This window comes from Henriciella sp. (assembly GCF_029937755.1).
Classification (GTDB): Bacteria; Pseudomonadota; Alphaproteobacteria; order Caulobacterales; family Hyphomonadaceae; genus Henriciella.
Genome location: NZ_JAPYPG010000004.1, coordinates 78,067 through 97,777 on the forward strand (window position 1 = coordinate 78,067; position 19,711 = coordinate 97,777).

Sequence of the window (19,711 nt, forward strand, 5' to 3'; positions counted from 1 at the left end):
GCATTCGTCTTACAAGACCGCCACGCAGTCCCTGATTTAAAGACCAGACCCGGGAATTCCCCAAATTGCGCGCTACTGGCGGGCTTCTTCATAATCGGGGAGTCTACGCTCCCGGTTTTTCCTGCTCTTCCCGCAATTTTCGCCAGTAGCCTCTAGCCGGAGTGTCCGAAGAACAAAGAATGAGCCCCCGGAACCGATACCCCTACTCTTTGTGGCATGATCACGTCACCGCTCCGAAGCCGCATTCAGATGATCAGCGAATGGGCTTGTAGGCTCCGGCTTGATCCATCTCATAGAAATGGACTTCGCCCTGGTCACCGTCATCGTTAATATCAGTGCGGCTCGCCGAGCTAGCACTCACGATGGACAAGACCGGCGCATCAGGATCGTCGGTGACATAGCGCGTAAAGCCAGTGCTTCTGAAGGAGCTATTCAAGCCTGCAAGGATTCTCCCCTCAAACAACAAGAATACGCGATCGCCTTCATGCCATGACTTGCTTTCAAGGCGTACGAAGTTTGAGAAGGATTTCTGTTGCTGAACAATGTCCTGGTAGGCGGGCATTTGCTGACTGTACGTCTGGGTCGTCAGAAAGGCTGTGATCGCCAATAAAAGATAGGCGCCACGCTTTGATACTGTGAAGTAAACCAGCAGATAGCTGCTGGTGCACAAGAAGATCATATGTGGAAAATAGTGCCACAGGTGAGAGCTTCTGAGAGCAGTGTACGGTCCAATTGAAAGCACAGCGCATACACTCATGAAAAATGTAAAGCTAAGAGGCAGTCTTAGTCCTCCCCAGTCAAGGCTCCCGCGAAGAAGTCTCAGACCGGTGGCGATATACATGACCAGCATGATGCAAATAAACCCGATCGACACCCACAGGGATGATTGCCGTGTCAGTTGTCCCGTGTTGATCATGGGGTCCCAAAAGCTGGAAATGGACCTGTTTATGATGCTCAAGCCATTCAGGACCATCGAGCCGAGATCGTAATTTACCCTCCCTGGCATTGCTTCGTACGGGCTGGTGTAGGTCAGAAGTATCCAGACCGCCTGTGCCACTACGAGAGCTCCACTCAACAAGAAAAGCACTCGACCAATCGAGGTCTCATAGGCCTTGGAGTAGAAGAACAGCCAAGCGAGGGCTGCAAGCGATAAAAGGAAACCGACCTCAACGAACACCGCCGAAAGAAGAAGAAATGTTGTGGTCAAGGCGACCAGCAATATCGCTTTTCTCGGCTTGTCGTCGAAACCGATGTACGTGCCGGTTAGCAACGCCGCGAAGAACAACCCAAAATAGACGATGTTGTACGATCCGTTGGTGAACAATACGAGCACAGGCGAAAAAGGCGTGATGAACGCGAAAACAGCCGTCAGAATGCTGAAGGCCCGGTTCCTGGTCACTCGGTAGAGGAGAAGTGCAAAGAGTGCACACGTGATCGCGAAAAAGCCGAGATAGATGATCCGCAACATGAAGATGTCACCGGACATCTCGGCGAGAAACCGGTAGAGTTTCAGGCCCGGTGACCTGTCGAAATCAACAGCCTGAAACGCCGGAAGAAAATCGCCCAGATCATTGAACGCTCTTCCGTGAATGGCTCTTTCAAACATGAAGGCGTCGTCGAGGACGAAGGCTTTTGAAAATATAACCTTCCATTTGAAGGCGATTTCAAACAGCAGCAATCCAACGGCCGCCCCGCCCGCAACCAACAAGCGATTGCGCGAGTGACGCTTGCTCTCGTCTACGCCGGTGCTCATAGGATTTCAGTCCTGATATCGAGAGCTTTTCGTGCCACTATCGCCAAACCAAGTGGCCGTGCCCAAATTCTATGGCGAGATCAATGCGCACCCCTTCATAAACTTGGCACGGCATACTGATCGGCAACATGTTAGACCTGTTGCGGAATTGCGGCTCGGCAGGGTTCAGCATAGTTCCGCTTTCACAATACCGACGACCCGGTCCTGCTGTTGTTCTGTTAGTCCGAACCAAAGGGGTAAACGAAGAAGCCGGTCTGCGGCGCTTTCGGTAATTTCCAGGGGTCCACTGGTTCGGCCAAAACGCTGGCCAGCCGGCGACGAATGCAGGGGAACATAGTGAAACACCGACGCCACGTCTGCCTGGCGGAACTTGGCCAACAGGGCGTCACGCGCTTCTTTTGTGTCAAGCAAGATGTAATACATGTGAGCATTGTGATCGCAGTCTTCAGGCACGCACGGGCGCCGCAGCACCCCCTTCGCTTCCAGGTCGGCGAGTAGGTCGTGATAGCGTGACCAGCATCTCAGCCTTGCATCGGTGATTTCGCGCGCCTTTTCCAGTTGCGCCCAAAGAAACGCCGCGATGATCTCTCCCGGAAGGAACGATGATCCGACATCCTGCCAGGAATATTTGTCCACTTCGCCGCGAAAGAAGCGACTCCGGTCTGTTCCTTTTTCACGGATGATTTCAGACCTGCCTTCGAGTGCAGGCGAGTTGACAATCAGGGCGCCCCCCTCCCCTGAAATCACATTCTTTGTTTCGTGGAAGCTGAACGCGCCAAGGTCGCCCAGACTGCCTAATGGGCGCCCTTTATAGGTTGCCATGATGCCCTGGGCAGCGTCTTCCACCACCGCCAATCCGTTCTGAGATGCAATGCTCAGAATGGTGTCCATTTCGCATGCCACACCAGCATAGTGGACCGGAACAATAGCGCGCGTTCGCGACGTCATGGCGGATTCGAGGAGCGTTTCGTTCAGGTTCAATGTGTCTTCACGAACATCTACGAAGACTGGAACACCGCCACGCAAGACAAATGCATTGGCTGTCGAGACAAACGTATAGGACGGCATGATGATCTCGTCGCCCGGCTCAATGTCGAGAAGAAGCGCAGCCATTTCCAAAGCTGCAGTGCAAGAGTGCGTCAGCAGCGTCTTGCTTCCAGTCTGTTCCGAAAGCCAAGCGTGGCACTTTTTCGTGAAAGGCCCATCGCCTGCAAGCTGACCTTTGGACTGAGACTCCGCGATGTACTCCAGTTCCTTGCCTGTCAGGTGGGGCCAGTTGAATGGGATGTGCCTGTCGTCCAAAACTTAGTCCCTATGGCTTCCGAGCGACCAGCATTCGCGTCCCACCGACTGGGAGTCCGATGCCCAAGCGGATGAGAGCAAGCTCAAATCGAAGCATGGCGTAAAAAACGGCGTTCATCCACGACGGTAATTCAAGTTCCTTCGTTTCATCGAAATCCTCGGCGGACGACTTTTTTCCCATCAATCGCGAGACGACCATGGCTGGCAGCAACGTGGTTACGAATGAGGTGGTTCTTTCGATCTCGAAACCCGCAGCCCGAACTTTGTGGTGCAGTTCTTTGGCGGAGTAACGTCTCTTGTGGCACGCATACACATCCGCCTGACTCCACAACAGTTTGTGCTGCGGCACGGTCAGAAGCAGCTTTCCGCCTTTTCGAAGCGCTTGATGAAGTTGAGCCAATACGATTTCGTCTTCTTCGATGTGCTCGATAACATCGAATGCACCGACAACATCGAACTCAGCGACATAGGGAATTTCACGCGCATCCATCTGTATGAAGGATGCGGAAGGAACGCGTTCAGCCGCAATCTTCAGTCCGTCGACAAAGAGCTCACTCCCCATCGCATCCGTTTCCGGGTTTTGCTCAACCACAGCAGATAAGACAAAACCCGTGCCGCACCCAACTTCCAGGAAGGATTGCTGTCGGTGGCAGAATGTCCTCATTGCCCAGAGAATGAGACGATTTCTGCCTTTGAACCAGAAATTTCCGGCTTCCAGCCGGGCCAGCTGCTCAAAATACTCTGGTTTGAACCCGTCAGCATCCAAGGCAAGGTCGGGGGCGTACGCGGCAATTCCATTGATGCGGCGCGGCTGATACCCACACACCGGACATGTCTCTTCGACAGAGGCATAGGTGCCTTCACAGGACGGGCAACGCTTCATGGTGAATCTTCGCCTTGAGAAGGGCTGCTCGAAAAAACGTAGTACTTTGACAACAGGAACATTACGCCAGCGACAATGAAGATCGCCACAGCCTGGACCGCCTGGTGCGGCAGACCAAAGTGGTCAACGAAGACAAACAAGATCGATAGATTGAGAAGGTACCCCAAAAAATAGGTGACCGCGTAACGCAACCCAGCTTGTCTGTTGTTGCCAGATCCGCGGAATGTGAACCTTCGATTTCCAACGAAGCTGATCACAGTCCCCAAACCGAAGAGTATCGTAACCGCGAATGCAGGCGCTACACCCACAAACGTAATCATCAGGTACACGGCGTATCCGACAAGGTTCGTCACCAGCCCCACGGCCGCGAAGCGAAAGAACTGAGCCGATGTCATCATGCCAAGCCAGTTCAATTCTGTTCCCACACAGCAAGCCCGAAACCTGACCGTCCGAACGCGTTGCCATTGTAAAGCATCCAGCGCTTGCCCTGATGATCAAAAACGAAGGGGTACTCGATCATCTCTGAATCCCACCCTGTTTCAGAAACCGATATGCCCGCTTCATGCGGCTGCCAATTCCACACCTCGCCATCCTCACTGCTGGCATAACCAATCTTGTAGGTGTCTGCGGGATCACCGCGATAAGAAACCCACATCTCCAAGGATCCACTTTCGTTACGAACAATGCTGGGGCGGGAGAAAGCCTGCGCCGTGCCGATCTCGTGCCCCAGCACCTGGCCGTGCCGAGTCCATCTCTTCCCGTCCGATGAAGTACTCGAGTGGATGACATGGAGCATCTCCCCGTTGCCCGCATTCCAGCTGTGAGTTGCGCCATACCACATTTGAACGCCACCTCGTGGCTGCTCCAGCGCCCATGGATACGATAAGCTTATTGGGTCGACATCCTGAGCAGTCAGCAAAGGGCAGGGATGATTTAGCTGCAAATTCAAATCCGGACTAACAGCCAACCGACCGATATTGCCCTTCCAACGCCCGTCGTCGGTAGCCTCCCATCCCATGAACAGCAAAACATGCTCTCCATTTATACGGCAGATATTTCCCAGACTTATTCCGTTCGAATAGAAGCTGCCTTCCGGTCCATGCTCAAAGAATGGAGCGTCAAACTCCTGAACCACCTGTCCAGACTGCAAATCGATGTCGACAGCACCAATTGACGAGCGCTGTTTAGGATCGCGCCCATTGAAAAATACCCGAAAGACATCCCCTTCCAGATGGTGCGCGACCGGATTGGCGGCGTGCGTGACCAATTTCGGATGGGTCGGCTCCATGGGCGGACAATAGAGTTGCCCAAGTTTACGCCAGGATCCTGTCATATTTTCCGGAGCCTGGAGCTCGGCACGCGAGAGCGTTCCGTCCCTTTTGCAACGTAAACACCTTCCGGTTCAGCATCACTCAGCATGAGGGCGCCAGCACCAATCACGCAACGCTCGCCGATCACTATGTGATCTCGCAATGTCGAATTTACGCCAATGAAGCACTGAGACCCAATCATCACGCCTCCCGAGATGACGACGTGTGAGGCAATGAAACAGTGATCGCCAATCGTGGAGTGGTGACCGACATGATTGCCACTCCACAACGTTACGTTGTCGCCAATGCAAACAAAAGGCTGGATGGTGTTGTCTTCGAGAATGAAGCAGTTTTCGCCAATCTGGCCCTCGTTCAGAATGCTGGCTCTTGAGCTGACATAGGACGCAAACTGGTAGCCCATTGCGCGGCCTGCTTCGAATTTCGATTTTCGAAGCGCGTTCACGTTTGCATAGCTAAGCGCGATGAAAAGGCGGTGGTTTTCAGGCGGAAAACGCTCGGCAACGCTTTCGAAGTCCACAACGGGCCGGCCACAAAATTCCGATGACTCGAGATACTCCGAATCGACGGTAAATGCGACCACATCATAGTCGCTATCTGCCTCGAAATAGGTGAACGCCAGTTGCGCAATGTCACCCGTCCCGAAGATTACCAATGGTTTTGTCATGTCGAATTGCCTAACCGGTCTGGCTCCACCTTTGAAGTCATGAATCGATCAGGCAGACCCAGTCTAGTTTCTTCCAATATCTGAACACCTCCAGCTTGCGCGTCTTTCTCGCCCCGGCAGCTTGACGATCTTCCTGTAGAGACAGGCGCATGAGCTGTTGCTGAACCTGAGTTGCCATGATCTCTATTGGCATTCGATCAAGGCTGATAAACCGACCACGAATATTGCACGCGCATCGGGACAAGCAAAATTTGAAGAGAGTTGCCATCGTCCAGTCAAACTACCTGCCGTGGAAGGGGTATTTTGACATGATCGCTGCGGTGGACGAGTTCATTCTGTTCGATGATGTCCAGTACACACGGCGAGACTGGCGAAACCGAAACCTCATCAAGACGCCTCACGGCACCAAATGGCTCACAGTGCCGGTGCAGGTTAAGGGGAAATACAAACAGACGATCAGGCAGACGAAAGTCGACGGAACGGATTGGCGCGCGGCACACTGGACTGCGCTTCAACTTAATTACGGGCGAGCGCCGTTTTTCGATGAAGTGTTCGAAATGCTTGCGCCGTTTTATACCGGTCCGGCCGTTACACATCTCTCTGAAATCAACAGGCAATTGATCAGTATGGTGTGTAAATATCTGGGCATCGAGACCAAGATCAGCTCAACGGGCGACTACACCATGGTTGAAGGCAAGTCGCTCCGACTTGCGGATCTGTGCGTTCAGGCTGACGCCAAAGAGTACGTTTCCGGACCTTCTGCCAAGGGCTATATTGACGCTGACATGTTCAAGGCTCGCGATATAGCGCTCAGCTGGTTCGACTATTCCGGCTACCCCACCTATCCTCAGCTTTGGGGTGATTTTACGCACCAGGTGTCCATAGTGGACCTTCTCTTCAACTGCGGCCGGGACTCAGGCACGTACATGAAATGTGTAAGCCATTGAAACTCTCTGTGGTAACAACGTTATATCGGTCGGTCGCGGAACTGGCTGAATTTCACCGCCGGGCCAGCGAGGCGGCACGCGAGTTCGCTGGCGACGACTATGAGATAGTGCTCGTCAACGATGGGTCGCCTGATGACAGTCTGAGCCTTGCTGTCGACATGGTTCAGAACGATCCGCACCTCACAGTTATCGACCTGTCGCGCAATTTTGGCCACCACCAAGCGATGATGACCGGTCTGGCCCACGCCTCAGGAGACTACATTTTTCTGATCGACAGTGACCTGGAAGAAGATCCGGCCTGGCTGTCTCCTTTCGCCGACGAACTGAAAAGTACCGGCAGTGATGTGGTTTTTGGCGTCCAGAGGCGGCGAAAAGGAAACCTGTTTGAGCGATTTACCGGCTCTGTGTTCTATCGGGCTTTTGATTTGATGTCTGGCGTCAAGCAGCCGCATAACATAGTCACCGCCCGACTAATGACACGTCGCTATGTAGATGGGTTGCTGTCTCATTCCGAGCGTGAACTGAACATCGGCGGCCTCTGGTTGATCACGGGATTCAAACAAACCCACCATGTGGTCGACAAATTGGCGCTTAGTCCCACCAGTTATTCGCTATCGCGAAAATTCGACCATTTCGTCAATGCGATCACGTCGTTCAGCAATCGCCCGCTATTTATTGTATTCTATTCGGGGTTAGCAATCTTCGGCACTTCGGTCGCGTTTATCGTATATCTGTTGTTTCAGTACTTCTTCCTATCACAACCGCCTGCTGGATATGTGTCAGTCGTTGCTTCGATTTGGTTGTTTTCCGGTTTGATTATCCTGTTCAACGGTATTTTGGGCGTATACATCGCGAAGGTGTTTTCCGAGGTGAAGCAACGACCATTGACCGTGGTCCGTCAGATATATCGATCGCCGGAATCTTCATGACCCGACAATCTGGAATACCAACTTCGTCCTATGGCATATTGAAGAGAAATGGGCGTGGTGGCGAGCTGGACTCCATTGTCGAGCAAATACGATTGCTCGGATATGCTGTGCTGGATTCTGGTCTCTCAGACGGTGAGTTGGCAAAAATCAGCGACGATTTCGATGCAGCACACACCACCTACGTCAAAGCGCAAGGCGAATCCCGGCTCAGGGAACTCAATGAGCTCAACACGATACGGTGCCCTATGGCACTCGGATTTGGTAGTTTTCTGAACTTGGCTTTCGATGCTCGCTTACTGGCGGTGATCGATGAATTGATCCTCGGAACCTTCATCCTCAATCAACAGAACGGCATCATCAATCCGCCAAGGCAAGACTACAATCAGGGTGCCTGGCACCGTGACCTTGCCTACCAGCATTTTGTGACCTCTCGCCCAATCGCGATTAACGCTCTTTTTTGCATCGATCCGTTTCTTCCAGAGAACGGAGCTACATTTGTCTTGCCGGCTTCACACAAATCCGAGGAGTTTCCGTCTTCAGATTTCGTCAAAGCCAATGCTGTGCAGATAAGTGCTCCGGCGGGCAGCTTTATTCTGCTCGATTGCATGACTTATCATGCAGGAGGCAAAAATCTGACAGACCGGCCGAGGCGAGCAGTCAATCACATCTACAACATCCCTCATTTCCGCCAGCAGATTCGTATCCCCAGACAGCTGGATCCCGGCACACTCAGCGGCAAGCAGCGTCAGATCCTCGGCTTCGGGTATGATGAGGCTGATTCAGCGACCGCCTATCTCGACGCCAAACGATCGCGATAATATCTTCAAATTCGACCGTAGAAAGAGCGTAAAGTGACACTCAAACGTACGGATTTGATAGCGGATGTCGCATCTTATTACGCTGCTAAGCTGGCCGAGCACGGAGATACCCCTCGCGGTGTCGACTGGAACGGGCTCGCTAGCCAGCAGCTAAGGTTCGAGCAGTTGTGCCGCCTCATCACATCTCGCGAATCCTACTCAATCGCTGATTTTGGGTGTGGCTACGGCGCCCTCTACGAGTATCTGGAAAATCGCGCAGACGCATTTGACTATGTAGGAATTGATGCATCCGAGAAGATGGTCGACAGTGCCCGCCAGCGTCTCAAAGAAAAGTCGAATGCAACCTTCGTGGCCGGTAGCGAGCTCGATCAGGTTTTTGACTATGTCGTTGCGAGTGGCATTTTTAATGTGCCGGTCGGGCACGGAGATGAAGCGTGGCTCGATTATATTAAAGACACGCTTGATATGCTGGTCTCCAAGTCGAAACGCGGTGTGGCATTCAACTGCCTTACGTCATACTCAGATGCAGATAAGATGAGGTCGGATCTGTTTTATGCTGACCCGTTGCATTTGTTCGATTTTTGCAAGCGCAGATACTCTCCGAACGTAGCTCTGCTGCACGACTACGACTTGTACGAGTTCACAATTCTTGTGCGAAAGAGCATATGATTGAGCATTGTCAGGAGAATCGGCTGATTGGGTGAGGGCGACTGAAAACCCCGCATAGCAGGACATCGCCTCCCCTCAAATCGAACCGAACAAATATCCCTCTCCTCGAATGGCTCAGCTATTGGCTGGCTCAGCATGTCTACTTGCGCTCATCAGAGACAAGTTCGCATTTGTCTCATGACTTCCGGTCAATCGACTTTGCATGGCTGGCCGGGTATCTCTTTGCCATGAAATTACCGCTAAATCCTACCGACATAAAAGGCTTCCTTGATCATGAGGAAGGCCTTGCGCTTCAAGCCGCTGCTTTGGAGCGAGCGCCTCACGGGCCGTGTCTGGAAGTCGGCGGATATTGCGGCAAGTCCGCAATCTATATGGGCCCTGCTTGTGCGCACGCCGGCGAGTTGCTGTTCTCTGTCGATCACCATCGCGGCTCTGAAGAGAATCAGCCTGGCTGGGAGTACTTCGATCCCGACGTTTGGAACGCAGAGGCAGATGCTGTTGATACGCTCCCGTTTTTCCGGAAAACCGTACGCAAAGCTGGCCTGGAAGGGACCGTGGTCGCGATTGTGGGTCAATCGAGGGATGTCGCCTCGCGGTGGAGCACGCCTCTGAGCCTGCTCTTCATTGATGGCGGCCACACAATGGAGCATGCCCTTAATGATTATAATGGATGGGTGCCCCACATCATGGCTGGCGGACTCCTCGCGATCCATGATGTATTTCCCGATCCGGAAGATGGCGGGCGCCCACCGTTCGAAATCTACCAGAAAGCGCTGGCGTCCAGCGTATTCGTCGAAGAGCGCGCTGTGAAAAGCCTGAGGTTGCTGCGGCGGCTATAGGACCGACGCGACAAGGATCCGGTTCGCGGTGCTAAATCCTTCCAGCGCATCGGCGGCGAGTATGGCGGCGGCCTGTGTCCAGCTTGGTTGTTCCTTTGGCCAGACAACACGCTCGGCGGTTTGCCAGCCCATCCAGAGGACGCCAGACGAATCTCGAATAGACATGGCCTGGCGAAACAGCCGTTCAGCCGACGATCGCTCACCGAGCGCAAGAAGAGCAATCACCAACTCACATGTTTCTGCAACGGTCACCCACGGCTCATCAGACACGCAGCGGCATCCCTTGCCGGGAATGACAAAGCGGCTCCAGAGCTGGTCGAGGCGTTGACGCGCTGAGGTTTTGCTCAAGGCTCCTGACAGGACTGGATAGTACCAATCCATGGCGAAACGCTGCCCCGTCGCCCGCCTGTCGAAAGCGTCTGGTTGGTCATGAAGGGCCTGGATCAGCTTTGCGCGTGCCTGCCGCCAAGAACCAACAGGCTCGTCAAACCTGCCTGCCAGAAATATAGCACACTCGAGACTCTTGGCGATCGAGGCATTGCCCGCCAATAGGGCATCATCGTCGGGGGTGTTGATCGCCTCGAGGGACCAGGGGATCGCTCCATCATCACGCTGCAGCGATACCACGAAATCGATGGAGGCTTTGATCATGGGCCACCATTTACGTGCCCGGTGCCAATTGCCTGTTGCCAACGCGAAATGCGCGACGCCGACAGCCGGATAAGCACAGAAATTTGTATCGACCAGCCGCGGCGCCGGCTCACGGCTTATAAAATCACGATCGACCATGGGAAGCGCATTGCCGTATTCGCCAAACCAGGCGCCATCGGGGCGCTGCGTGGCATAAAGGTAATCGAAAGCCGCGCTTGCCGCTTCGGTTCTACCCATAACAGTGAGCGCCATCGCGCTCTCGACATGGTTCCAAGGGTCCCAGGGACCATTCTCGAACCAGAGAATGGCCCCCTCCGGGGTCTGGAGTGCCAGGATTCTCCGAAGAGGCGCATCGAGGTCCAGCACACCATTGGTCAGGCCCGGCTTGAATGAACCATCCATCACAGCGCGTCTGTGGTTTCGAAGTACATGACCAGGCTCTTTCCCATCACCGGTGTGAGAAGAGCATCCAGTGCGCGCGTCAGTACTGGGCGCTTCATGATGTCCCAGACGAGGAACCGGTGATAGGCTTTCACCCAGGGATGATCGTCTCGCCGCGTCCAGAACGCGCACTTCAGCCACCAGAGCGGCGCGTGCAGTCCATGTGCATGATGGCGTTGGATCATGCGGAATCCATGCCGCTCGATAGACACTTTGAGGTCGACCTCATCGAAGATGCGGATATGGCCACCCGGCTGGTATGGATATCCATCGGGTGGCGGCGCAAGACGCCAGCATATCCGTTCGGGCCATGCATGCGGGACAGATACGCAAAGCCTCCCACCCGGTTTGAGTATGCGGCGGATTTCGGCAATCGCGGCGTGATAGTCTGGAAGGTGCTCAAGCACTTCCGAGCAAATGACAGCGTCGAACGTATTCTCCGCAAAATCCAGGGCTGTTGCGTCACCGATCGAAAACCGTATTGCTCCCTTTCTGTCGGCTGGCGGTGGTGGCAGAGACTTGAGACCATCTTCGGCCTTCCTCAGGGCTGCCTCATCAAGATCGATCCCGTCAATCTGGAGACCACCGAGCATGTAAAGGCCATGAACATGGCGCCCTTCACCGCAGCCAAGATCCAGAACGCGGTCGCCCGCCGAGAGGCCAAGGTGCCGAAAGCGCGCCGTTAGCATGCGTGCGCTCTCGCCTCTTCCATAAGCGACAGATAGCGTGGTGCGATCCTGCGCCAGTCGAATTCCGCTTTTGCACGCTTCAGGCAAGCTTCGCCGACCGAGCGGCGCGCGTCAGCGCGCCCAAGTAGGTCCCCGATCGCCGTAGCGAGCGCATTCGCATTACCGCGTGGCACCACGATGCCCGCCTTGCCTGCGACTTCCGGCAAGGCGCCACCATCGGTGACGATTACCGGCGTCCCGCAGCTCATGGCTTCTGCGGCCGGCAAACCAAATCCTTCGTAAAGCGACGGCGTAACTGCGATCGCAGCTCGGCAAAATTCTTCTGCCAGCTCTTGCCTGGACAGCCCGCTTTTGAATTGCACACGGTGCTCCAGCCCCAGTTCAGAAAGCGTGCGCCGGGCCTGCCCATTCTTCAGCTTGCCGATGACAACCAGTTCCAGGCCGGGATGAGTATCAAGAAGCTGACGATAGGCGGTCAAAAGAACTGGAAGCCCCTTGAGCGGCGTATCTGCACTGGCCGTCGAGATGATCCGCTTTGGCGAGCGCTGGATGTGAGGTCTTGGGCGAAATGCACTCTGGTCGACGCCAAGCGGGATGGGGTGGATACGGTCGGGAGCGATACCAAACGCATCGACAATATCGTTCTTTGCCGCTTCTGAAGGACAGGTCATGACATTTAACCTGCGTGCGACACGAATCTGCATGTGATGAAAGGCATACCAGCGCCTGATCAACCAGCGTTGGCGCCAGGTCTGCGCGGCCTCAAGCGCCAGTGTGCGGTCCTGCGTAACCGGGTGATGGATCATGGTCACCAACGGCAGCTTTAAACTGGACTGTATCCTGAGTGTCCCGTTGGCGAGGGTCTGATTATCAAGGATCACGTCATAATCTTGCACCCTTTGTTTCAGGAAGCGGTAAGCGCGCTGACCAAAAACATATGGCTCGACAAACTTCCCCGAGAGATGCCCGAAATACTCGTAAGTGTCGGTCGGGCTGAGCAAGTGTCGAGGCCGCAGCGAGTAGTGACCGTGATGCGGTTGTGCATAGAGATCGAGGGACGGAATCTTCAGTAACCGCACATCGCCTGTAAGCTCGGGATAAGGCGGACCAGAAATGACGTCGACATGCGCGCCCGCCTCGGCAAGCGATTGGGACAGATAGTCCACGTAAACACCCTGCCCCCCGACATTTGGGTCTGAGCGATACCCAAGGATCGCAATACGAAGAGGAGATCGCTCAGAGGGAAATGCGGCTTTGCTATGCCGAAGCCGGGCGTGTGTCGTGACCATTGCGTTTGGTGCTTACAGCCGACATGCACGAAAGCAAGTCGTCAGAGTGTCCATATTTTCAACGCGTCGGAGTCCGAGGCTCTCGGTCTTAGAAAATCAGCGAGTTGATGTCTTGGCGGGACAGCCCGGATTACATGACATGTCCACGGTAGACGAAGCGACGCTTCGCCTCCGCCCTCATGCCTGAAACAAACGACCACAACCGCAGGGATTGTTAACCGCTACCGAACCTGTAGGTCAGGCTGATGCCATAGGTTCGAGGGTCCCCATAGACGAGTTCGTCGAAGCCGAAATCCGCGACATCAAACGCGTCGACCACGTATTCTTCGTCCGCCAAATTCTTTACGAAAGCCGCGAGCTCCCACCGACCGTGCTGCGGCCGCAAGGCAAGACGCGCATTTACAAGCCAGTACTCTCCCTGAGCAAGGCGCTCGGTGTTCTGGGTGTCGAAGTACTGGTCGCCCGTATAGGTCGCGTCTGCGCCGGCGACGAGGCCGAGGTCACCCCAGATCGGGCCAGTCTCATAGCGCCCACGTGCCACCAGGCTCCAGTCAGGGGCGGCGACCATCGAATTACCGGAGAAGTCCTGACCAAGGGGCGTGACGAAGTTCGTGTATTCGGCATCGAGATAGGTCCCGGCCAGCGACAATTCGAGACCGGTGAGGGGGACCGATGTCAGGTCGAATTCGACACCTGTGATCTCGGCCTCCTCGGCATTGAAGAGCGTCTGCGTTGGTACCGCGCCGGGGGCCAGGCCGAATACCTGCAGGTCGGTATAGTCGTAATAGAAAGCCGAGGCGTTCGCCCGTAGCGTCCTGTCGAACCATTCGGACTTGATGCCGGCTTCATATGCCATGAGCTTTTCCGGCTCCACGACAGAGGCTTCTACCGGGTCGGATGTGGCGCCAGTGTTGAACCCGCCGCTCTTGAAGCCACGAGAGACCGAGCCGAAGACCATGATATCATCGCTGACATCATAGGACAGCGCAGCCCGGAAGGTCGGCTCCTCAAAGGACAGATTATCGGTCCCGAAGTCGGATGTGTCGAGCAAGGTAGCGAATACCGGCATATCTCCGTCGAGCGGAACGGCATCGACCGGGCCTGCATAGGCGACATGATCCAGTTCACGCTCCTCCCAGGTGAAGCGCGCGCCAAGGGTCGCTGTCAGGCGGTCGGTCAGATCATAATCGGATTGAGCGAAGACGGCGAACGTGTCGGTCTTCTGGGTATAAAACCGGTCCGTTCTCAGGATGAAGTTGGTCGCATCGAAATAGGGAGTCCCGGGGGTCGGATTGAGTCCGGCGAGAAGCTCGAAGGAATCCTGCCCTGTCAGTTCGTCCTGAAGATAGAAGGCACCCGTAATCAGGCTGAGTGGGCCGTCCCAGTCCGAGGCCAGACGCAGTTCCTGGCTAAACTGTTCCGAGCCGTCGTTGATGTATTCCTCGACCAGACGGTTCGGGGAAGCATCCACTTCAAGGATCGCTTCACGGTCAGTGTCGAGATAGCCGGTCACGGAGGTCAACTCGAAGGCACCAAGGTCCCACTCCACCTGCAGGTTGGCGGTGAAAGCTTCGACTTCCTCAGGCGTGTCCTTGAGGTTCTCAGCGCCGGAAAAAGGATCCTTGTCATCGACATAGCCAAAGGCATCGCCGCAGATCGCAGCACCTCGTCCACCACAGACACGATCAAAGTCCGGGATGCCGACTTCTCCGGTATTATAGTTGATCAGGCCCTGGCTTTCATAGGAACGCGAGGTTGCGCTGCTTTTGCCGTATTCGATCTTGCCGAGGATCTTGAGCGCGTTGGTCGGCTCGAACAGCATCTGCAGACGCGCGGCTTGGAAGTCGACATTGTTTTTTTCGGTGCTTGTCCCATCCGGGAAAGCGATGTCGCGTGTGCCGTCCCGTGTGTTGGAGACCGCCGACAGCCGGAAGGCGAGTTTGTCACTGACGGGCAGATTGACCGCGCCTTCGACGTCCATCTGATTGAACCGGCCATAGGTTGCACCGAGATAGCCGCCCGGTTCGAAACCCGGCTCCTTGGTGTGGATGCTCAGGACCCCACCAGTCGTGTTCCGTCCATAGAGCGTGCCTTGCGGCCCTTTCAGCACCTCGACCCGGTCGAGATCGAACAGCTGGAAGAGCTGGCCGGTAGTGGAATTGTAGAACATGTCATCGACCATGACGCCAATCGCGCCGCTATTGGCGGGGTTGAAGTCGTTGATACCGACACCACGGATAAAAATGGTGGGGTTCGACGCCGAGAAGGAGGATTTGATCTGCAGACCTGGCACCTGCTGAGCGAGATCCTCGCTGGTGCGGTAGTCACCTTCACTCAGCATCCGTTCGTCAATCGAGGCGACGGTGACAGGCACATCCTGCTGGGAGGCTTCCCGGCGCTCGGCGGTGACCTGGACGGTCTGCAGCACACGGTCGCGGCTTTCATTCTGGCTCGCTTCTTGGGCCATGGCGGGTGTGGCCCCTATCAGGGCAAGCGTGGACACAGCGCCCGCAATGAGGGGCGTTCGGTTGATCCTGTTCATTTTATCCTCCCGGTGCCGCGTTAGCGGCTTTACGTTTCTTGAAACTGGGGCGCATCAGAAAGGCAGGTCTTCGGGCTTCATCTGCACAAAGACACTCTTCTTCTGGGTGTATTCATCGAGCACGTCCCAACCGTTCTCACGCCCGATGCCGGACTGCTTGTAGCCGCCAAACGGGATCTGCATGGGTTGCGCCTGATAGGTGTTGATCCAGAACATGCCTGTCTGGATGTTCGCCGCCACACGATGGGCGCGAACCAGATCTTTCGTGACGACGCCGCCGGCGAGGCCATAGTCGGATTGGTTGGCGCGGGCGACAACTTCGTCTTCGGTTTCGAACTTCAGCACGCTCATCACGGGACCGAAGATCTCTTCACGGACATGTTCCATGTCGTCAGTGCTGTCGGCGATGACGGTCGGGGCGAAGAAGGCGCCTTTATTGTGGCCCGGCACTTCAACGCGGCTGCCACCGCAGACAATGTTCGCCCCGGCCTCGCGGGCACGATCCACAAAGCCAGCCACCACGCCGAGATGATCCTCGGAAATGAGCGCGCCTATCTGGGTGTCCGGATTGTCCGGTGCGCCGACCTTCAGGGTTGCGGTCCGCTTTACGATCTCTTCCAGCACCGCGTCATAGATGCTCGAATGGATAAAGACGCGTGTCCCATTGGCGCAGATTTCACCCTGGGTCAGGAAGTTGGCATACATGGCCAGCCGGGCAGCATGTTCCGGGTCGGCATCCTCGAAGATGATGAGCGGCGACTTGCCGCCAAGCTCGAGGGAAACTTCCTTCAGGCGCGGGGAGGCGGCTTCCATGACCTTGCGGCCGGTCGGAGCGCTGCCAGTTAGTGAGACTTTCTCAATAGCAGGATGGGCCGCCAGCGCTGCGCCGGGATTGCGCTCGCCCTGCAGCACGTTGAAGACCCCTGCGGGCATGCCTGCCTCGCAATAAATCTCGGCCAGGTTCACGGCATTGATAGGCGTCAGCTCGGACGGCTTGAAGATCATCGCATTGCCGGCAGCCAGCGCCGGGGCGGACTTCCAGCAGGCGATCTGGAGCGGATAGTTCCAGGCGCCAAGCCCGGCGCACACACCAATCGGTTCACGGCGGGTATAGTAAAAACCATAGCCGAAATCCTGGTACTCACCGGCAATGCTGCCAGCGAGGTTGGCATAATGCTCGATGGCGTCCGCTCCTGTCTGTACATCGACGGCGAGGGCTTCGGTGATGGGTTTGCCTGTATCCGCAACCTCGATCCGCGCCAGCTCGTCATTGCGCGCCCGCAGAAGGTTCGCCGCCTTGCGCAGGATTCGCCCACGCTCCTCTGCCGGCATGGCAGCCCATTCCTTCTGGGCCCGTGTCGCGGATTCGATAGCGGCTTCAATCTGGGCGGGGCTGGCTTCGCGGAACCGGCCGATCTCGCCACCCGTCGCCGGATTGCGGCAGATGAACTCTGTTTCACCCTCACCGGCCACTCGTTTGCCGTCGATGAACAAGTCTATGGCGTAGCCCACTTCGCGCTTCCTTTTTCCTTGCGGATCTCTGTCCGGTCGATTAGTGCTTCAAAAAAATAACTGCACGTACAATTACATTTTGTCAATTGCGCGCCAGCAACACCCACGGGAAAGGCCGGCCAAAATCTTCAGGTGCCGGCCTGACGAACAGTTAGCAGAGGGGAATCATGCGTATAGGATTCATCGGTCTCGGAAATATGGGCGCCAACATGGCCATGGTGCTTTTGCGCTCCGGACTGGAGCTGAAAGTGCACGACATCGACAAGGCTCGCGCCGCCCAGCATATCGAAGGCGGGGCGAAGTGGGCGGAGACGCCGGCTGAATGTGCCCGAGACGTGGACATTCTCATTACATCGCTGCCCAAGCCCGATGTCGTCGATCGCGTCATGCGCGGCGAGAACGGTGTTTTCGAAAAGCTCGGCGAAGGCACGATCTGGGTCGATACGACCACCAATGATGCCGGGCTCGTGATAGAGCTCGCCGAGCAAGCCGCAAAGCTGGGCGTGAAGACAGTCGATTCGCCGGTGACCGGTGCTGTCGATGGCGCCCGCCGTGGTGAGCTGACCCTTTTTGCTGGCGGGGAGGATGAAGTACTTGATGCCAGCGAGCCCGTCCTCTCACGCATGGGCCGGGTTATCCGCTGTGGCAAGCTCGGCACGGGCAATGCGGTGAAGCTTGTGACGAATTATCTCTGGTTTACCCATGCCGCCGTTATCGGTGAGGGACTAATGCTCGGCCGCCGGGCCGGGGTTCCGCTGGACGTCCTTTGGGATGCGATCAAGGACAGTGTCGGCGACAGCTTCGTGGCCCACCATGATGCGCCGTCGATCTTTGCTGGCCATTATGATCCGTCCTTTACGCTCGATCTCTGCCTCAAGGATCTGCGCCTGTGTGCGGCTCTCGCCGAACGAGGCAATGTCCCAATTCCGATCGGCTCACGCGTGCGCGAGCGGTTCGCCGATGCGGCTGATGCCTATGGCGGTGATGCGGGCGAGCTTCATGTTGCCAAGCTGATCGAGGATGCGGTGGGTGATGATCTGCGCCTGGAAGGCGACTGGCCGCTTCACTGGGAAGTCTGAGCCGATCGAGGGGCTATCGCCCAAGTCTCGCCGTCAGGCAGCCTTGGGCGACCTCATTGGCCACCTGGGCGGTCAGCTCGGAACCACGCTGGGCATGCGCGATCCATAGCCCGTCCACGATCAGCGAGATTTCCGCGACAAAGGCTTCCGCGTCTTCGGTCGGTAGCACCCGGTGGGCATAGCGGCTGAGGCTGCGCCGCAGCAGTCGATCACTCAGCCGCTCGATCCGTGAAAAGGCCGGATGCGACTGGGCGTGCGCCCAGAAATGCAGCCAGACGGTACAAAATTCCGAGGTAAACAGCGCGGGTGCAAATTTCGATGTGACCACTGCCTTCAGTCGGTCGGCGTCATTTCCGGCGTTTGCGATAGCCTGTCGCTCCTCAGTCAGGACAAGCTTTAACAGGTGGCGCATCGTAGCCTCGAAGAGGTCGCGCTTGTTGTCGAAGTGGCGATAGATAGTTCCGCCCGTCAGATCGGCTTCGGCTGCAATCCGCTGGATGGTCGACTGCGCATAGCCGTACTTGTTCACACAGGTGACTGTCGCCTCGATCAGGCTCTGCTTACGCAGTAATTTCTTCTCCGCCCGGCCCATGTCGCTCAGTCCCCCTTCGTGGCCGGGCCAATCCGGCGCTCCAGATAGGTAAAGACAAGCGCGCGTGCAGCTTCGGGTGAGATGGCGTCATTGTCCTGCGCCTTGCGGATCCACAGCCCATCGACCATTGCGACCAATTCCTGGACGATCTGTTCTGCATGCTCGCGCGTGAGGAGCTTGCCCAGTGCGTCGAGCAGATTGCGGTGAAAGCGCTGCGCGTTGATACGTTCCAGCCGGGCGAGCTCCTCGGAGCGCGCAGTTTCCGACCAGAATTGCAGCCAGACGAAACAGTTGCGGTGACTGTAAAGCGGCTCCGAAAGGTTCGCATGAATGATGGCATGCGCGCGCGCCAGCGGCGTGTCGGCCTTGCCGAGTTCATAGACCAGCGTGTCACTGATATCCGACATCAGCTGGCGCATGGCCGCGGCGAAGAGCTCTTCCTTGGAGCCGAAATGGTAATGGATATTTCCCGCCGAAAGCCCGGCCTCTTCGGCAATGCGCTGTGCTGTAGCCTCATGGAAGCCATGCTTGTAAATCGCCGAAATTGTTGCGTCGACCAGATGTCTCTGGCTTTCATCGCGATGGCGTCGTTGGCGAGGCTGTGTGGACATGACCCCCTGTTCGGTTTTGTGAATGCGCCCTGTCTCTCGCATAGGCCTGCCCACTTCCAAAGAAAAGTCTGTGCCTGCCATGCGCGATTTACAAGCAGTCAAGCACAAATGTAATTGCTTAACCATTTACTTTTTAAGCGCATTCTGGAAAAGTGTAATCTGATAAGCAA

The 19,711-nt window shown here is 56.0% G+C and carries 19 protein-coding genes; 6 read left to right on the plus strand and 13 right to left on the minus strand.

Going from position 1 to position 19,711, the window contains the following annotated elements:
* Positions 1 to 253 precede the first annotated feature (253 nt).
* The 6 genes from Q1K29_RS10150 to Q1K29_RS10175 form a co-directional block, all read right to left on the minus strand.
* Entirely contained in the window at positions 254 to 1,753 is a 1,500-nt protein-coding gene (locus Q1K29_RS10150; protein WP_300394255.1) for a hypothetical protein, read from the minus strand.
* A 165-nt stretch (positions 1,754 to 1,918) separates the two neighbouring features.
* Positions 1,919 to 3,055 carry a dTDP-4-amino-4,6-dideoxygalactose transaminase gene (gene rffA / locus Q1K29_RS10155; RefSeq protein ID WP_300394258.1) on the minus strand — a complete coding sequence of 379 codons (1,137 nt, stop codon included), beginning with the start codon at positions 3,053 to 3,055 and terminating at the stop codon, positions 1,919 to 1,921.
* A gap of 10 nt (positions 3,056 to 3,065) precedes the next feature.
* Entirely contained in the window at positions 3,066 to 3,938 is an 873-nt protein-coding gene (locus tag Q1K29_RS10160; protein ID WP_300394260.1) for a class I SAM-dependent methyltransferase, read from the minus strand.
* Entirely contained in the window at positions 3,935 to 4,351 is a 417-nt protein-coding gene (locus Q1K29_RS10165) for a GtrA family protein (protein WP_300394263.1), read from the minus strand. The genes Q1K29_RS10160 and Q1K29_RS10165 overlap by 4 nt, the downstream gene beginning before the upstream one ends.
* Entirely contained in the window at positions 4,348 to 5,271 is a 924-nt protein-coding gene (locus Q1K29_RS10170; RefSeq protein WP_300394266.1) for a hypothetical protein, read from the minus strand. Before Q1K29_RS10170 ends, Q1K29_RS10165 begins: the two co-directional genes overlap by 4 nt.
* Positions 5,268 to 5,933: an acetyltransferase gene (locus Q1K29_RS10175; protein WP_300394269.1), complete on the minus strand. Its 666-nt coding sequence runs from the start codon at positions 5,931 to 5,933 to the stop codon at positions 5,268 to 5,270. Before Q1K29_RS10175 ends, Q1K29_RS10170 begins: the two co-directional genes overlap by 4 nt.
* A 251-nt stretch (positions 5,934 to 6,184) precedes the next feature.
* On the opposite strand from Q1K29_RS10175, the gene Q1K29_RS10180 reads away from it, so the two are divergent.
* The 5 genes from Q1K29_RS10180 to Q1K29_RS10200 all read left to right on the plus strand — a co-directional run bounded on the left by Q1K29_RS10180 (position 6,185) and on the right by Q1K29_RS10200 (position 10,135).
* Positions 6,185 to 6,880, plus strand: coding sequence for a WbqC family protein (locus Q1K29_RS10180; protein ID WP_366524193.1), 696 nt, complete (start codon positions 6,185 to 6,187; stop codon positions 6,878 to 6,880).
* On the plus strand, positions 6,877 to 7,809 hold the full coding sequence (locus Q1K29_RS10185; protein WP_300394275.1) for a glycosyltransferase family 2 protein: 933 nt from the start codon (positions 6,877 to 6,879) through the stop codon (positions 7,807 to 7,809). Before Q1K29_RS10180 ends, Q1K29_RS10185 begins: the two co-directional genes overlap by 4 nt.
* Positions 7,806 to 8,627: a phytanoyl-CoA dioxygenase family protein gene (locus Q1K29_RS10190; RefSeq protein ID WP_300394278.1), complete on the plus strand. Its 822-nt coding sequence runs from the start codon at positions 7,806 to 7,808 to the stop codon at positions 8,625 to 8,627. Before Q1K29_RS10185 ends, Q1K29_RS10190 begins: the two co-directional genes overlap by 4 nt.
* A 33-nt stretch (positions 8,628 to 8,660) precedes the next feature.
* Positions 8,661 to 9,296 carry a class I SAM-dependent methyltransferase gene (locus Q1K29_RS10195; RefSeq protein ID WP_300394281.1) on the plus strand — a complete coding sequence of 212 codons (636 nt, stop codon included), beginning with the start codon at positions 8,661 to 8,663 and terminating at the stop codon, positions 9,294 to 9,296.
* Positions 9,297 to 9,523: 227 nt separating this feature from the next.
* Positions 9,524 to 10,135, plus strand: coding sequence for a class I SAM-dependent methyltransferase (locus tag Q1K29_RS10200; protein ID WP_300394283.1), 612 nt, complete (start codon positions 9,524 to 9,526; stop codon positions 10,133 to 10,135).
* On the opposite strand, the gene Q1K29_RS10205 is transcribed toward Q1K29_RS10200, so the two are convergent.
* From Q1K29_RS10205 to betB, 5 genes are all read right to left on the minus strand, one after another.
* The gene (locus tag Q1K29_RS10205) at positions 10,130 to 11,188 is read right to left on the minus strand and encodes a hypothetical protein (protein ID WP_300394286.1); all 1,059 of its coding nucleotides are present in this window, start codon (positions 11,186 to 11,188) and stop codon (positions 10,130 to 10,132) included. The two genes, Q1K29_RS10200 and Q1K29_RS10205, sit on opposite strands and share 6 nt — an antisense overlap.
* Complete coding sequence (locus Q1K29_RS10210) at positions 11,188 to 11,916, minus strand: class I SAM-dependent methyltransferase (protein WP_300394289.1); 729 nt, start codon at positions 11,914 to 11,916, stop codon at positions 11,188 to 11,190. The genes Q1K29_RS10205 and Q1K29_RS10210 overlap by 1 nt, the downstream gene beginning before the upstream one ends.
* Positions 11,910 to 13,205: a glycosyltransferase family 4 protein gene (locus Q1K29_RS10215; protein ID WP_300394291.1), complete on the minus strand. Its 1,296-nt coding sequence runs from the start codon at positions 13,203 to 13,205 to the stop codon at positions 11,910 to 11,912. Before Q1K29_RS10215 ends, Q1K29_RS10210 begins: the two co-directional genes overlap by 7 nt.
* A 214-nt stretch (positions 13,206 to 13,419) precedes the next feature.
* Positions 13,420 to 15,747: a TonB-dependent receptor gene (locus Q1K29_RS10220; RefSeq protein WP_300394294.1), complete on the minus strand. Its 2,328-nt coding sequence runs from the start codon at positions 15,745 to 15,747 to the stop codon at positions 13,420 to 13,422.
* Positions 15,748 to 15,801: 54 nt separating this feature from the next.
* On the minus strand, positions 15,802 to 17,259 hold the full coding sequence (betB, locus tag Q1K29_RS10225) for a betaine-aldehyde dehydrogenase (protein WP_300394297.1): 1,458 nt from the start codon (positions 17,257 to 17,259) through the stop codon (positions 15,802 to 15,804).
* Positions 17,260 to 17,426: 167 nt separating this feature from the next.
* Here betB and Q1K29_RS10230 point away from each other — a divergent pair, with 167 nt between their 5' ends.
* Positions 17,427 to 18,338, plus strand: coding sequence for an NAD(P)-dependent oxidoreductase (locus tag Q1K29_RS10230; RefSeq protein ID WP_300394300.1), 912 nt, complete (start codon positions 17,427 to 17,429; stop codon positions 18,336 to 18,338).
* A gap of 13 nt (positions 18,339 to 18,351) precedes the next feature.
* On the opposite strand, the gene betI (Q1K29_RS10235) is transcribed toward Q1K29_RS10230, so the two are convergent.
* Both betI (Q1K29_RS10235) and betI (Q1K29_RS10240) read right to left on the minus strand, forming a co-directional pair.
* Entirely contained in the window at positions 18,352 to 18,930 is a 579-nt protein-coding gene (gene betI, locus Q1K29_RS10235; protein ID WP_300394303.1) for a transcriptional regulator BetI, read from the minus strand.
* A gap of 5 nt (positions 18,931 to 18,935) precedes the next feature.
* A complete protein-coding gene (gene betI / locus Q1K29_RS10240; protein WP_300394306.1) occupies positions 18,936 to 19,541 on the minus strand; it encodes a transcriptional regulator BetI in 606 nt (201 codons plus the stop codon).
* Positions 19,542 to 19,711 lie beyond the last annotated feature (170 nt).